This window comes from Pseudomonas sp. CC6-YY-74, assembly GCF_002025205.1.
GTDB lineage: Bacteria > Pseudomonadota > Gammaproteobacteria > Pseudomonadales > Pseudomonadaceae > Aquipseudomonas > Aquipseudomonas paeninsulae.
Genome location: NZ_CP019947.1, coordinates 2,352,380 through 2,366,787, shown reverse-complemented (window position 1 = coordinate 2,366,787; position 14,408 = coordinate 2,352,380). Strand labels below are relative to the sequence as shown.

Here is a 14,408-nt window from a genome sequence, read left to right as displayed (position 1 = left end):
CAACGCAGCGAAGCGGAGTACCAGCCACAGGCTGGCCCGCAGGGTGAGCGTAGCGAATCAAAAGCGCAGTTTACGTGTGGTAAATGAGCATTTTGAGACGCCGCGTCCCGGGCCGATTTCAACGCTGCATTGCCTAGCGCAGTCGTTTTTCAACGGCCTGCTAGTGGGCGCGGGCGGCCTACCGCTTGCCGGCGCTGGGTGGTGCATTCGGCGCCTGCTGTACAGGACAGAGCCGCTACGGTGAATATGTGTCGTTGCTCGAGCCGCCTTGTTGGTCGGGTATTAAATGACGCCAGTTCTTTTGGCTCATCAATGGGTGCACTCAGGTCGAGGGAAGTTGCCATGCATGTCAGGTCATCCGTTCTGCGTTTCGCCGCGTGCGCGCTGGGATTGGTAGTTACCGTCGCCGCCGGCGCGGCCGAGGAGGCGCGGCTGGTCGAGTCGATCAACGCCTATCGCAGTCAAGTGCAGCGCTGCGCGGAGCAAGCCTCCGAAGAGCTGTTGCCGCTGACGGCCGACCCGCGCCTGGTGCTGCCCGTCAGCGGTGGCGGCGACCTGCAGCAGGCGCTGGCGCGCACCTCCTATCCCATGGTCAATGTGCAGGCCATCAGCCTGTCCGGGCCGCGCGATGCGTCTGCGGCGATGAAGGTGCTGCAGGAGAGCTACTGCCAGGTGTTGCTGGACCCGCAGTTCGTCGACATCGGCGTGAGCCGGCTGCAGCGCGACTGGCGCATCGTGCTGGCGCGGCCGCTGCTGGGCGGACGCCTGGGCGACTGGCAGGCAGAAGGGCAGACGCTGCTCGAACAGGTCAACGCACTGCGTGCACAGCCGCGCCAGTGCGGTGCCCAGCCGTTCGCCGCGGCGACGCCACTGGTGTGGAACGCCACACTGGGCGCGGCAGCCGAAACCCATAGTCGAGCCATGGCCAACGGTAACTTCTTTGCCCACCAAGGCCGTGATGGCCGCACCCCGGGCGACCGGGCGGAACTGGCCGGCTACAGCGGTCGACAGGTCGGCGAAAACATCGCCGCCGGGCTGGACGCCACGCGCCAGGTGGTCGACGGCTGGCTATCCAGCCCCGGTCATTGCGCCAACCTGATGAACCCGCAGTTCAGCGAGCTGGGCGCCGCCTATGCGACCGACCCCAAGAGCGATGCGGGGATCTACTGGACGGCGCTGTTCGGCGCGCCCTGAGGGTTGAGTCGGCGGGCGGAGAACCGCGAAGCCTTTTTCCACCGTGTGGCTGTCCAGGCTACACGCCGACCCAGTCGAGCGCGGAGCCACCCCAAGCAGTCATCCACTGCTGCAACTATCGGCTAGGCAGAGATAGTCAGTTGCAGGCGCAGGAAGAGTCGGAAATCTGCCAGCAGCGGTCAGTCGGGCCACTGCGTTAAAACGGAAAATTGTGGTCTGTTCCCTGGTGTTTTGAATCGGCAGGCAAAGAAAAGCCGGCTGATGAGGCCGGCTTCATATCTGGCAGCAGTTCCGATTCAGTCATACGGAGTTCTCGATCAGACAGTCGGAGCTACCTTAGGCAACGCGGTTGTCGATCAGACGATCCGAACCACCTTCGGCGACGCGGCTGTCGATCAGGCGATCCGAACCACCTTCGGCGACGCGGCTGTCGATCAGACGATCAGAGCCACCTTCGGCGACGCGGCTGTCGATCAGACGATCAGAGCCACCTTCGGCGACGCGGCTGTCGATCAGACGATCAGAGCCACCTTCGGCGACGCGGCTGTCGATCAGACGATCAGAGCCACCTTCGGCGACGCGGCTGTCGATCAGACGATCCGAACCACCTTCGGCGACGCGGCTGTCGATCAGACGATCAGAGCCACCTTCGGTAATGCGGCTGTCGATCAGACGATCAGCGCCACCTTCGGCGACGCGGCTGTCGATCAGACGATCCGAGCCACCTTCGGCAATGCGGCTTTCAATCAGGCGATCTGAGCCGCCTTCAGCGACAAGCGGTTGAGCGGAGGAGGCGGCAAAAACGTTGGCGGCCAGTACAGAGAAAGCAAAGCTGAGGATGAGTTGGCGTTTCATGGTGGTGTGCTCCGGGGGTGTTGGTTGGGTACGGAGCAGATGGTACGCCCGAGGTTTTTTAAGAGAACTTCATTGGGCTGATGGTAAACATCGACGCCAGTAATAGCGCGGAGATCAGCACCTCGGCTGGCAGGCGAGGGGATCACGAGCGTTACTGGGTTTGATCGTCACGGCCTTTGTCGACACGGCGCGCAAGCTCCTCCCGGCGCAGCATGCGCAGGCGAATGCGCCAGGAGCTGCGCAGCGTCCCGTACATAGCGCCGACTAAGCCAGCCGCCGATCCCGATTGACAGGCCCGGCCCGGCAGGCTTGTACACTGTGGTTTTCCCCAGGAAGCTTTGCCATGAACAATCCGCCTTTCGGCGCCGGTGACGCCTCTTACCAGGCCGCAGGGGGCATCGATGGCTTGCGCCGCCTGGTCGATGATTTCTACCGCTTGATGGACCAGTTGCCGGAGGCGGCGGCGTTGCGGCGCATGCATTCGCCGAGCCTGGAAGCGGCCCGGGACAAACTGGCCAGCTTCCTCAGCGGCTGGCTGGGCGGCCCGCGCCTGTTCAGCGAGAAGTACGGCGCCATCTCGATTCCAGCCTTCCACGCCCAGTGGCCAATCGACCAAGCCGGCAGCGATGCCTGGTTGAGTTGCATGGCGCAGGCGATTGAGTTGCAGGACTACACCCCGGCGTTCGCCGAGTACCTGCTGACTCAGTTACGGGTGCCGGCCCAGCGCATTGTCCAGGCCAGTCAAAACCGCCACGGCGTTTAGCTCGGGATTGACGACAGCTCTGTCGGCTTTGGCCTTCGACGAAGGGGGCGTCGTCTGTGCCATTGCGGGTAATGGCTAACGGTAGAACCGCCACTCTGTCGCATGGGTTGCGCAGAGCGATACCCATGCGCTGGTTGGATCGCCTGTTTGATGGGTATCGCGGCGCTCAACCCAGCCTGCGAGTTATTGCGCGAGCGCTACTCGACAGCCGTTGCAATAACGCATGCTCACACAACCTAAAGAGCAGGTAGCAGGCCATGGCCAGCAGCGCTAGCAGCGTTAGTTCGCCAAACTGTAGTAAGCCGCCACTCATCAGCGCCAGCCAACCATGCCTAACGAGAAAGGCAGCATTGCTGCCGAGTAACTGCACCAGGTCGATAGTGAGGTAGCCAAAAGCCAAAAAACTCGCCGTCATGAGGAGGAAACTAACCAATAGATGACGGTGTAACCATAGATAAAATGAACTGTAAGTTGGCATGCTCACTCCCGTTGTGCGGGCAGTTTGGTTGGGCAACCTTTGCCGCCGGCACGGTTATGCCATTGCGGCAAGGACGTACAAGAAATGTAGCTTAGGCGGGGAGAGGGCGGGCCAGCTGACGGGATGATGGGTATCGCTGCGCTCAACCTATCCTACGAATTAGTAGACCACTACAGGATTGACGATAGATCTGTCGGCTTTATCCAGGTGGGGCGTTCGGCATGGCAGTCGCTCCAGCTGACAAGCCCGCCCGCTCCGACAGCTGGATTGCGAACTAGACTGACTGCATTCGGGCCGGGCCCTTGCCACGGGCTGCGGTGCTTGGCATGCCGGGGCAGACCCCGGCCAGGAGGTCGAGGTGGACAAACGGCAAAGGCTTGGCGCAGGCCTGTCACGGCGTCGATTTCTCTATGGCAGTGCGGTCCTCGGCGCAGGCTTGCTGGCCGCTCCGGCCCTGGCGCAGCAAGTATGTCGACCCACGGCGGGCGACATCCTCGGTCCTTACTACCGCTTCGGCTCGCCTTTTCTGGCGAAACTGGTCGGGCCGGAAGAGGCGGGCGAGCGGCTGGTAGTTAGCGGTACGGTGCTCAGCGAGGATTGCCGCACGCCGATTGCCAACGCCCTGGTCGAGGTCTGGCAGGCCAACAGTACCGGCCTGTACGACACCCAGACCCCCGGCAACTTCACCGACAAGGGCAACTTCCACCTGCGCGGCATGCTCTACACCGACGCCCAGGGTCGCTACCGCATCGAGACCGTGATGCCCGGACGCTACCCGGTACCGCCGAACCTGCCGGGGCTAGAACAGTACGCCGGGATCACCCGGCCGGCACATATCCACTTCCGGGTGATGGAGTCGCTGCACGTGCCGGTGACCCTGCAGCTGTACTTTGCCGGCGACCCCTACATCGCCAAGGACCCCTGGGCCAGCGTGCACCCGGATAACGTCATCGCGCTGGAGGCAGACGGCGAGGGCCGGCGTGGGGCGTTCGACATGGTGCTTGCCCGAGGGTTTTAGCGACGCCTGACGTCCACTAGTCGAGCAACCCCGGACCGAGCTTGCTGCGGGCTCATGCCGACGCATGCCCGTCGGCCTTGCTCACTGCCGAGCCAGTAGGGCGGAAAACCGCGAAGCGTTTTCCGCCATTTGGCATCCACGTTCGATTTTTGCCTTCTATCCTGTTTCTGATCTAACGGTTGCTCCGTTCAACCCGTCTTATGGCTATTGAACCGCTGGCCACAGCAGCGGCAGCACATGCTCGCGCAGCAGCGGTGCCAGTGTGTCCGGCAACATGTCGTCGGGCGCGAGCCAGCGCAGTTCTTCCAGCTCGGCGGCGGCGCTGACGCTATGGGTCAGGCGGGCCTGGAAGACACTTGCCTCGATCCAGGTATCGGCTTCGTTGGCCGCTGCGGCACGAAACTGCCCTAGCGGGCGCAATGCGTTGGCTGGCAGGTTGAGGTTGAGTTCTTCATTCAGTTCGCGGATCAATGCGGCTATTGGGTCTTCGCCGGGCTCGGCTTTGCCGCCTGGCAGCATAAAGGCCAGGGTGTTGCGTTTGCGTACCAGCAGTAAGTGGCCGGCATCGTGAGCAGGCAGGCGGCTGCAATGGTCAGGGTGACAGGGGGCATAGGTGCCTTTGTTCTTTTCGCTTTGGTTTTGCTCGTGTAGACGCTGTTAGCCGTTCTACAGGTTGCGCCCCGTTCATTGCCGGGTCACTCGGGGCTTGCCTAGCCAAGCAACTGAAATTTATAGACATTAATGCAAAATAAGACGCTCGCGTACCAGCGCCTGAGCTTGCTGGGCCATCTGGTCGAGCTGGCGGTCGCGCTGTTTCTCCGCCTCGCTCATGGCCTTCTTGCCGTTCTGCTTCAGCAAATACGCGTGGATCTGCCGGACTTCCTGGGACTGGTAGATGGGCGCCAGGTCCTGCACCGCGACCATGCCGTCCGAGCCATGATCCTGGGTATTCATCAGCACTTGCGGCCCCCGCGCAGCCAGCACCTGAAAACCCATGGCCTCGAAGTACGGCACTTTGCTTGCCACACAGGCCAGTTCGGCATGGGGGTGGCGAGTGATCATGTGCTGCAGCATGGCCCGGGCAATACCGCGCCGGCGGTGGCTGGCCTGGACTGCCATATAGGCTAGGGTGCAGGCCTCGGGGTCATCCTTGGCCGGCAGGTACAGGGCAAAGCCCAGCACCTGGGAAGGATCCAGATCGTCCAGCGCCAGGACCAACTGCGCGGTGCTATCCAGGGCACTGTCCATGGCCTGCAGGTACAGGTGCATCTCGTAGCCAATCACGTACTGGTACAACTGGTAGAGGGGATTGCTGGGCGTCAGCGACACCGGGCTGATGTCGCTGAGGTAGTCCACCACCATCTGCAGAATCTGGCTTTTCAGCGACTCCGGTGGCGGGTTGTCTAGGTGTACAAGGGTGAACATCGAGAGTCTGGCTCCGGGGCGTGCCCGATTGGGGGAGTCGGTGTTGGCGGCATTGTAACCCCCACCGATCGTTCCCACGCGGACGCCTCGACGTGGGAACGATCTGAAAAACAATGCGGTCCCCGAATCCCGTCAGGAGGCCGAGTGGAGGTGCTGTGTAGAGGGGCGGTTGGCATGGATGCCAAATGAGGCGTGCCGGGCCATGGATGGCCCGTCACGCCGACCCTAGGAACAGCACCGGAGCGAGGGAAGTTGAGCGGTGACTTGGAATCAATCCCAGCTCAACGCCCCACCGGTCTGGTACTCAATAACCCGCGTCTCGAAGAAGTTCTTCTCTTTCTTCAGGTCCATGATCTCGCTCATCCACGGGAACGGGTTGCTGGTGCCTGGGTACTCTTCCTTCAGGCCGATCTGGGTCAGGCGGCGGTTGGCGATGAATTTGAGGTAGTCCTCCATCATCGCCGCGTTCATGCCCAGGACGCCGCGCGGCATGGTGTCGCGGGCGTATTCGATTTCCAGTTGGGTGCCTTCCAGAATCATCTGGGTGGCTTCGTCCTTCATCGCGGCATCCCACAGGTGCGGGTTTTCGATCTTGATCTGGTTGATCACGTCGATGCCGAAGTTCAGGTGCATGGATTCGTCGCGCAGGATGTATTGGAACTGCTCGGCGACGCCGGTCATCTTGTTGCGCCGACCCATGGAGAGGATCTGGGTGAAGCCGCAATAGAAGAAGATGCCTTCCAGTACGCAGTAGTAGGCGATCAGGTTGCGCAGCAGTTCTTTGTCGGTGTCGTCGGTGCCGGTTTCGAACTTCGGATCGGAGATCGAGCGGGTGTACTTGAGGCCCCAGGCGGCCTTCTTCGCGACCGAAGGAATCTCGTGGTACATGTTGAAGATCGCGCCTTCGTCCATGCCCAGCGATTCGATGCAGTACTGGTAGGCGTGGGTGTGGATCGCCTCTTCGAAGGCCTGGCGCAGGATGTACTGGCGGCACTCGGGGTTGGTGATCAGGCGGTAGACGGCCAGCACCAGGTTGTTGGCGACCAGCGAGTCGGCGGTGGAGAAGAAGCCGAGGTTGCGCATGACGATGCGGCGCTCGTCATCGGTCAGGCCGTCCGGGGTTTTCCACAACGCGATGTCCGCGTTCATGTTCACTTCCTGCGGCATCCAGTGGTTGGCGCAACCATCCAGATACTTCTGCCAGGCCCAGTCGTACTTGAAGGGTACGAGCTGGTTGAGGTCGGCGCGGCAGTTGATCATGCGCTTCTCGTCGACCGCGACGCGGGCGGAGGCGCCTTCCAGCTCGGCCAGGCCTTCGGCGACGTCGAGTTGATCGAGGGCGGCCTTGGCGCGGGCCACGGCGGCGCTGTCGTCAGCGGCGATGGCGCGTGCTTCGACCGCGGCGGCACCGCCGACCTGGTCGAGCTTGTCGATGTTCATGTCGGTGATTTGCGCGGTGGTGTTGCTGGCAACGGCTGCGTCTGCGCCGTCTTCCTTGTCGAATTCGTCCCAGCTCAGCATGGCTTGGCTCCTGCTTCAGGGCGGTGAAATAACCGGCCTGTATAAATGTACAGTAAAGAATAGTCTGTTTCGGGTGCGCAATAAACGGTTCGCCACCCGGTGTTCTTAATCGGTTGATGGGTATCGCTGCGCTCAACCTACGCGGCCCGACCCATCCTCCGAACTGATCGTGTGCGGCTTTAGCTTTTTCACCCTTCGAGTAGGTAGTTTCGCGGCCAAGGCCCCTCCTACAAAAGCGGATCGGGTGTTGCTTCAGCTTTTATGTCCACCCTTCGAGCGTGTAGCTGAGCGAGTGAGCGCTAGGCGCCGTGCGGGCCGGCCCCGGGAGTGTACGGCTGTACATGACCGGGGTCGGGCCGTGCGGCAACAACGCGGGCGCCGCTCAGATCCGCGCGCTTATTGACACGCCTCGCAGTCTGGCTCGTCGATGGAGCAAGCCTTGGGTACCGGTGCCGGGCCTGCCGACATTTCCACTTGCGGAGCCGCCGGAGCGGCGCTGAGGCCATCGTTACCGCCGCTGGACACGGCGTTGAGCTTGCCGGTGTTGACGGTGGATTTCTCGGTGCTGGTGGCAGCCAGGGCGCGGAGGTAGTAGGTGGTTTTCAGGCCACGGTACCAGGCCATGCGGTAGGTCACGTCGAGCTTCTTGCCCGAGGCGCCGGCGATGTACAGGTTCAGCGACTGCGCCTGGTCGATCCACTTCTGACGGCGGCTGGCGGCATCGACGATCCACTTGGTGTCGACTTCGAAGGCGGTGGCGTAGAGGTCTTTCAACTCCTGCGGGATGCGCTCGATCTGCTGCACGGAACCGTCGTAGTACTTGAGGTCGTTGATCATGACCGAGTCCCACAGGCCGCGGGCTTTCAGGTCGCGGACCAGGTAGGGGTTGATCACGGTGAATTCGCCCGACAGGTTCGATTTCACGTAGAGGTTCTGGTAGGTCGGTTCGATCGACTGCGACACGCCGGTGATGTTGGCGATGGTGGCGGTCGGTGCGATGGCCATGATGTTCGAGTTGCGGATGCCTTTCTGCACACGGGCACGGACCGGCGCCCAGTCGAGGGACTCGGTCAGGTCGACGTCGATGTACTTCTGGCCGCGTTGCTCGATGAGAATCTGCTGCGAATCCAGCGGCAGGATGCCTTGGCTCCACAGCGAACCCTGGAAGGTCTGGTAGGCGCCGCGCTCGTCGGCCAGGTCGCAGGACGCCTGGATGGCGTAGTAGCTGACCGCTTCCATGGATTTGTCGGCGAAGTCGACCGCCGCGTCCGAGCCGTACGGGATGTGCTGCAGGTACAGGGCGTCCTGGAAGCCCATGATGCCGAGGCCGACCGGACGGTGCTTGAAGTTGGAGTTCTTCGCCTGCGGCACCGAGTAGTAGTTGATGTCGATGACGTTATCGAGCATGCGCACGGCTGTCTTGATGGTGCGCTCGAGCTTGGCGCGGTCGAGCTTGCCGTCCTTGATGTGGTTCGGCAGGTTGACCGAGCCCAGGTTGCACACGGCGATTTCGTCGGCGTTGGTGTTCAGGGTGATCTCGGTGCACAGGTTCGAGCTGTGCACGACGCCGACGTGCTGCTGCGGGCTGCGCAGGTTGCACGGGTCTTTGAAGGTCAGCCATGGGTGGCCGGTTTCAAACAGCATGGAGAGCATCTTGCGCCACAGGTCTTTGGCCTGGATGGTCTTGAACAGCTTGATCTTGCCGTACTGGGTCAGGGCTTCGTAGTACTCGTAGCGCTCTTCGAAGGCCTTGCCGGTCAGGTCGTGCAGGTCCGGCACTTCGCTCGGGCTGAACAGGGTCCATTGGCCATCGTCGAACACGCGCTTCATGAACAGGTCCGGGATCCAGTTGGCGGTGTTCATGTCGTGGGTGCGGCGACGGTCGTCACCGGTGTTCTTGCGCAGCTCGATGAACTCTTCGATGTCCATGTGCCAGGTTTCCAGGTAGGCGCAGACCGCGCCCTTGCGCTTGCCGCCCTGGTTGACTGCAACTGCGGTGTCGTTGACCACCTTGAGGAAGGGCACGACGCCCTGGGATTTGCCGTTGGTGCCCTTGATGTAGGCGCCGAGTGAGCGCACCGGGGTCCAGTCGTTGCCCAGGCCGCCAGCGAATTTGCTCAGCAGGGCGTTGTCGCGGATGGCGTCGTAGATGCCGCCCAGGTCGTCCGGCACGGTGGTCAGGTAGCACGACGACAGCTGCGGGCGCAGGGTGCCGGCGTTGAACAGGGTCGGGGTGGACGACATGTAGTCGAACGACGACAGCAGGTTGTAGAACTCGATGGCGCGGTCTTCTTTCTGCTGCTCTTCGATCGCCAGGCCCATGGCCACGCGCATGAAGAAGATCTGCGGCAGTTCGAAGCGGGTGCCGTCCTTGTGGATGAAGTAACGGTCGTACAGGGTCTGCAGGCCCAGGTAGGTGAACTGCTGGTCGCGCTCGTGGTTGATCGCCTGACCGAGTTTTTCCAGGTCGAAGGTTTTCAGCACGGGATTGAGCAGTTCCAGCTCGACGCCTTTGTCGATGTAGGCCGGCAGGGCCTTGGCGTAGAAGTCGACCATCTCGTGGTGGGTGGCGCTGGTGGCCACACCGAGAAAGCCCAGGCCTTCGGCGCGGATGTTGTCCATCAGCAGGCGCGCGGTGACGTAGCTGTAGTTCGGCTCACGCTCGACCAGGGTGCGGGCGGTCATCACCAGGGCGGTGCTGACGTCGCTCTGGGCCACGCCGTCGTAGAGGTTCTTCAGGGTTTCTTTCTGGATCAGCGCGCCGTCGACTTCGGCCAGGCCTTCGCAGGCCTCGGTGACGATGGTGTTGAGGCGGCCCATGTCCAGCGGCGCCACAGTGCCGTCGAGGTGGGTCACGCGCAGGCTCGGGTGCGGCTCGGCGACGTCGTTGCCGCCGCGCTTGCGCTCCTGGCTGCGCGACTCGCGGTAGATCACATAGTCGCGGGCAACTTTCTGCTCGCCGGCGCGCATCAGGGACAGCTCGACCTGGTCCTGGATTTCTTCGATGTGGATGGTGCCGCCGGACGGCATGCGGCGCTTGAAGGTGGCGCTGACCTGTTCGGTCAGGCGCTCAACGGTTTCATGGATACGCGACGACGCGGCGGCGGAGCCGCCTTCTACTGCGAGAAACGCTTTGGTGATGGCGACGGTGATCTTGTCATCGGTGTACGGCACCACGGTGCCGTTACGCTTGATCACACGCAACTGGCCCGGCGCGGTGGCGCTCAGTTCCAGGTTGCCATCGGTAGCCTGTGGCGCTTGGGCCTGCGAGTTCTCGCGAGAGGTGTCGGTATGCATGTATGCGTGTCTCCGTGATCTGTAATTTTTCGAGTCGGGCGCTTTGCGATGGATCTACTGCCGTTCATTACCATTTCAACAATGCTTGCACGCAGCCAGAGGCTGGGAGCAGGGGGCTTGCAAACTGGCTGGAAGGGTCTGAGTGAAAGCGCCTTCCTGGCTTCATGTCTTGTGTCGGCCATGGCCGGCACTACTATATGTAGTGGTAGGAGCGCAAAGGCTACCTACCGTTATTCTGGCTCTGGCAGGCAAGTCGCGCTGCTGGAGCAATGGCCGCTGCGCTTGTGCGGTGGCCGCCATCGAGGTTCTTTCGTACACCGATTGGGGTTGAGGTCTAGACCTTCTGGGGGCAATTGTGCTTGTGCCGTTTTTGAGGTCAAAACCCCACATGTAGGTGTTTGCTGCGTTGGAGATACAAGATAGTGCGGTCTTGGGGGGATGGCAAGTCCTCCAGCCTGTGGATAAAGCTGTGGGTTAACGTGGGGTAACTTGCGCAAACCCGCGTGCTTGCTGGGATGGGCAGCCATGTGCCGTTCGTCGTTGTTATGGGTTTATTTGTGCGTTCGGACGCGAGTTTTTAAGTCCGCCACAGAAACACAATATGTAGTTTTTTTTGTGGCGTTTTGGCCTGCTCTGTGCAGCGGCCTCGCGGCGCTTTCGACGCGTCAGTGTTCTGTGCGGTTAGTGAATTAATTCACCTTCGGCTGACCGAGGTGCTGAGTCCGAGTCATCGCCGGCTATGGCAAAAAGCCGCATCGCCGTAACAGAGCCGTAGGCGCCGAAAGTGTGAGCAAACAGGCCACTCACGTCAGACCTGCGCCATGGCGCTCGGCGTTGTTACAATCAGCGTCTTTTTCGTCGTCGTTGATCTGTCCCCCGGAGGCCGCCGTGCAGCAGCAAGACACCTGGCACATCCTTATCGTCGAAGACGACCAGCGTCTGGCCGAGCTGACCCGTGATTACCTGCAGAGCAATGGCCTGGTGGTAAGCATCGAGGGCGACGGTGCGCAGGCCGCCGCGCGCATTATTAAAGAGCAGCCGGATCTGGTGATTCTCGATTTGATGCTGCCGGGCGAAGACGGCCTGACGATCTGCCGCAAGGTGCGCGACCAATACGACGGGCCGATCCTGATGCTCACCGCGCGCACCGACGACATGGACCAGGTGCTCGGCCTGGAAATGGGCGCCGACGATTATGTGTACAAGCCGGTGCGCCCGCGGGTGCTGCTGGCGCGAATCCGGGCGCTGCTGCGGCGCCGTGAGGGCGTCGCGGCGACGGCGGCTGAAGGGGTACGGCGCCTGGAGTTCGGTCCGCTGGTGATCGACAGTGCGATGCGCGAGGCCTGGCTGGGCGAGCAGAGCATCGAGCTGACCAGCGCCGAGTTCGACCTGCTCTGGCTGCTGACGGCCAACGCCGGGCGGATTCTCTCGCGCGAGGAGATCTTCAATGCCTTGCGCGGGATTGAGTACGACGGCCAGGATCGCTCCATCGACGTGCGCATCTCGCGGATCCGGCCGAAGATCGGCGACGATCCGATGCATCCACGGCTGATCAAGACCGTGCGCAGCAAGGGCTATCTATTCGTCGCCGAGGCTGCCGAAGCGCTAGGGTCTGTTTAGGTTTAAGTCGTGGCCGCGCCGGAGTCGGGTATTGCGCGGGGCAAGGCAGGAGCGCTTGTGAAATAACTCTCGCCTACTGCGGCCGCCTCCAAACGCCCGCTGCGGTGTTGCGCTACGTGAAAAGCGGGGTCATTTAGCTCACTAAACGCCCCCACTTTTAACGCAGCGCGCCTTGCCGCGAACGCCTGGAGGCGGCCTCGCGACGGCGCTCGATATTTTCACAACCTCTGAGGAGAGAATTTTGTTCAGCACATCCATGTGCTTCACCCCTTCGGGGCTTGCGCGCAATAACGCTCCAGGCGTTTTTGCGGTCATTGCAAATGAACGACGAATAACGCAGTACCGGGCAATAACCGGCCCGGCCCATCGGGCTGCGCAGCAACGCGGCTCGCGACTAAGCCTCAACAGACCCTAAATATGAACTCGATCTTTCTGCGCATTTATGCCGGCATGCTGGCGGTGCTGGTGCTGGTGGCGCTGCTCGGCGTCGGCACCCTGCACCTGGTCAACGAGGTGCGCTCGGAGCAATACCGCGAGCGCCTGGCGCGTGGCACCTTCCGCCTGATGGCCGACAACCTGGCGCCGATGAGCGAGCTCGAGCGGCGTCGTTCCGTGGTGCTGTGGTCGCGCCTGCTGGGCATCCCGCTGACCATCCAGTCGGTGGCCGAGGCCCCGCTCGATAGCGGTGAGCGCAACCGCCTCAAGCGGGGCCAGGTGTTGGTGCGGCAAACCGGCCCGCATGCCGCGACCGTCTATAGCCAGGTCGACGAACCGCAGCAGCTGCTGCTGAGCGGCGAGGTGCAGCAGATCAGCGAACAGCTGGCGCGGGCGACGGTGTTTCTGCTGATCGACGAGTTGATCCGCTATCCGCTGGCCGAACAGCCGCAGCGATTGGCTGAGATAAAAGAGGCCAAACAGTTCGGTTTCGATCTGCACCTGGTCAGCCTCGAGCAGGCGAATCTGGACGTCGACCAGCGCCGACGGGTGGACGAGGGCGACACGGTGATGGCGCTGGGCAAGGGCGGCGACAGTATTCATGTGTTCTCTGGTATTTCCGGTTCATCCTGGGTGCTGGAAATCGGCCCGCTGTATCAGATGAGCCCCTACCCGGCGCAGTTGCTGGTGTTGATCGGGGTGCTGGGCTTGAGCCTGATCGGCTTGACGGTCTATCTGCTGGTGCGACCCCTGGAGCAGCGCCTGGGGGGGTTGGAGGGCGCCGCTACGCGGATCGCCAGTGGTCGCCTGGATGCGCGGGTGCCGAGCCGCGGCACCGATTCGGTGGGGCGGCTGGCGGCGGCGTTCAATGCCATGGCCGAGCACTTGCAGCGCTCCTTGAGCATTCAGCGGGAAATGGTGCAGGCGGTGTCCCATGAGCTGCGCACGCCGGTGGCGCGGCTGCGCTTCGGCCTGGAGATGATCGGCGACGCCGAGAACGAGACGGCGCGGCGCAAATACATGGACGGCATGGACAGCGATATCCAGGATCTCGACAAGCTGGTCGACGAGATGCTGACCTATGCGCGCCTGGAACAGGGCGCGCCGGCGCTGAACTTCCAGCAGGTCGACCTCGGTCAGCTGATCGACCAGGTAATCGACGAACTGGCGCCGCTGCGCGCCGGTGTGCGGGTCGAGCGCGGCCCGGCACTCGATGCCCTGGATGGCAGCGGGGCGCTGGTCGAGGCGGAATTGCGCTACCTGCATCGCGCCTTGCAGAACCTGGTGAGCAATGCCATGCGCCACGCCGAATCGCGGGTGCGGGTGAGTTACCAGGTCGGCCAGCAGCGCTGCCGCGTGGATGTCGAGGATGACGGCCCCGGAGTGCCGGATGACGCCTGGGAGCGCATCTTCAACCCCTTCCTGCGTCTGGACGACAGCCGTACCCGCGCCTCCGGCGGACATGGCCTGGGCCTGTCGATCGTGCGCCGGATCATCTACTGGCACGGCGGTCGCGCCCAGATCAGCCACAGCGAAGCCCTGGGTGGGGCAAAGTTCAGCCTGGTATGGCCGCGCAAGCAGGAGTGAACGGCATTCCCCCGGATTAGCCCGGAGCTCATCCGGGCTGCGGGCCGGCAGCTGGTGTAGGCCGGCCCGGCGTGATGCATTCGTGTGTGGATCGGAGGTTGTCCGCCATCGCCAGCGGCGCGTGACCCACATGGATGTGGGAAATGCCGCAGGCCCGTCAGCAACGGGCGCGGCTCTCCTGCAGGGGGTTGCGCTGTCCGTTGCTCTTGTAGGAG

General features: G+C 62.5%; 10 protein-coding genes and 1 pseudogene. 5 read left to right on the top strand and 6 right to left on the bottom strand.

Annotated elements, in window-relative coordinates; translation table 11 throughout:
- The first annotated feature begins 342 nt into the window (after positions 1–342).
- Positions 343–1,194, top strand: a complete 852-nt coding sequence (locus B2D37_RS10810) for a CAP domain-containing protein (RefSeq protein WP_079202684.1) — start codon at positions 343–345, stop codon at positions 1,192–1,194.
- Positions 1,195–1,530: 336 nt separating this feature from the next.
- Here the strand turns inward: B2D37_RS10810 and B2D37_RS10805 are convergent, their stop codons facing one another.
- The gene (locus tag B2D37_RS10805; RefSeq protein WP_079202683.1) at positions 1,531–2,049 is read right to left on the bottom strand and encodes a phage infection protein; all 519 of its coding nucleotides are present in this window, start codon (positions 2,047–2,049) and stop codon (positions 1,531–1,533) included.
- Between the two features lie 343 nt (positions 2,050–2,392).
- On the opposite strand from B2D37_RS10805, the gene B2D37_RS10800 reads away from it, so the two are divergent.
- The gene (locus B2D37_RS10800; protein WP_079202682.1) at positions 2,393–2,812 is read left to right on the top strand and encodes a group II truncated hemoglobin; all 420 of its coding nucleotides are present in this window, start codon (positions 2,393–2,395) and stop codon (positions 2,810–2,812) included.
- A 166-nt stretch (positions 2,813–2,978) separates the two neighbouring features.
- On the opposite strand, the gene B2D37_RS10795 is transcribed toward B2D37_RS10800, so the two are convergent.
- Positions 2,979–3,290, bottom strand: a complete 312-nt coding sequence (locus B2D37_RS10795; RefSeq protein ID WP_079202681.1) for a hypothetical protein — start codon at positions 3,288–3,290, stop codon at positions 2,979–2,981.
- 358 nt (positions 3,291–3,648) lie between these two features.
- Between B2D37_RS10795 and B2D37_RS10790 the strand changes: the two genes are divergently transcribed.
- The gene (locus B2D37_RS10790; protein WP_079202680.1) at positions 3,649–4,308 is read left to right on the top strand and encodes a twin-arginine translocation signal domain-containing protein; all 660 of its coding nucleotides are present in this window, start codon (positions 3,649–3,651) and stop codon (positions 4,306–4,308) included.
- 204 nt (positions 4,309–4,512) lie between these two features.
- On the opposite strand, the pseudogene B2D37_RS10785 reads toward B2D37_RS10790, so the two are convergent.
- The 4 genes and pseudogenes from B2D37_RS10785 to B2D37_RS10770 form a co-directional block, all read right to left on the bottom strand.
- Positions 4,513–4,919: pseudogene (locus B2D37_RS10785) on the bottom strand (NUDIX domain-containing protein).
- Between the two features lie 127 nt (positions 4,920–5,046).
- Positions 5,047–5,733, bottom strand: coding sequence for a GNAT family N-acetyltransferase (locus B2D37_RS10780; protein WP_079202679.1), 687 nt, complete (start codon positions 5,731–5,733; stop codon positions 5,047–5,049).
- Positions 5,734–6,003: 270 nt separating this feature from the next.
- Positions 6,004–7,254, bottom strand: a complete 1,251-nt coding sequence (locus tag B2D37_RS10775) for a ribonucleotide-diphosphate reductase subunit beta (RefSeq protein ID WP_079202678.1) — start codon at positions 7,252–7,254, stop codon at positions 6,004–6,006.
- 396 nt (positions 7,255–7,650) lie between these two features.
- Complete coding sequence (locus B2D37_RS10770; RefSeq protein ID WP_079202677.1) at positions 7,651–10,551, bottom strand: ribonucleoside-diphosphate reductase subunit alpha; 2,901 nt, start codon at positions 10,549–10,551, stop codon at positions 7,651–7,653.
- 888 nt (positions 10,552–11,439) lie between these two features.
- Here B2D37_RS10770 and B2D37_RS10765 point away from each other — a divergent pair.
- Positions 11,440–12,171, top strand: coding sequence for a response regulator (locus tag B2D37_RS10765; RefSeq protein ID WP_079202676.1), 732 nt, complete (start codon positions 11,440–11,442; stop codon positions 12,169–12,171).
- Positions 12,172–12,588: 417 nt separating this feature from the next.
- Complete coding sequence (locus B2D37_RS10760) at positions 12,589–14,193, top strand: ATP-binding protein (RefSeq protein WP_079202675.1); 1,605 nt, start codon at positions 12,589–12,591, stop codon at positions 14,191–14,193.
- The last annotated feature ends 215 nt before the right edge of the window (positions 14,194–14,408 follow it).

Excerpts from the sequence above, each read along its gene's own strand:
- B2D37_RS10810 (WP_079202684.1), top strand. The coding sequence starts at position 343 with ATGCATGTCAGGTCATCCGTTCTGCGTTTCGCCGCGTGCGCGCTGGGA.
- B2D37_RS10805 (WP_079202683.1), bottom strand. The coding sequence starts at position 2,049 with ATGAAACGCCAACTCATCCTCAGCTTTGCTTTCTCTGTACTGGCCGCC.
- B2D37_RS10800 (WP_079202682.1), top strand. The coding sequence starts at position 2,393 with ATGAACAATCCGCCTTTCGGCGCCGGTGACGCCTCTTACCAGGCCGCA.
- B2D37_RS10795 (WP_079202681.1), bottom strand. The coding sequence starts at position 3,290 with ATGCCAACTTACAGTTCATTTTATCTATGGTTACACCGTCATCTATTG.
- B2D37_RS10780 (WP_079202679.1), bottom strand. The coding sequence starts at position 5,733 with ATGTTCACCCTTGTACACCTAGACAACCCGCCACCGGAGTCGCTGAAA.
- B2D37_RS10775 (WP_079202678.1), bottom strand. The coding sequence starts at position 7,254 with ATGCTGAGCTGGGACGAATTCGACAAGGAAGACGGCGCAGACGCAGCC.
- B2D37_RS10770 (WP_079202677.1), bottom strand. The coding sequence starts at position 10,551 with ATGCATACCGACACCTCTCGCGAGAACTCGCAGGCCCAAGCGCCACAG.
- B2D37_RS10760 (WP_079202675.1), top strand. The coding sequence starts at position 12,589 with ATGAACTCGATCTTTCTGCGCATTTATGCCGGCATGCTGGCGGTGCTG.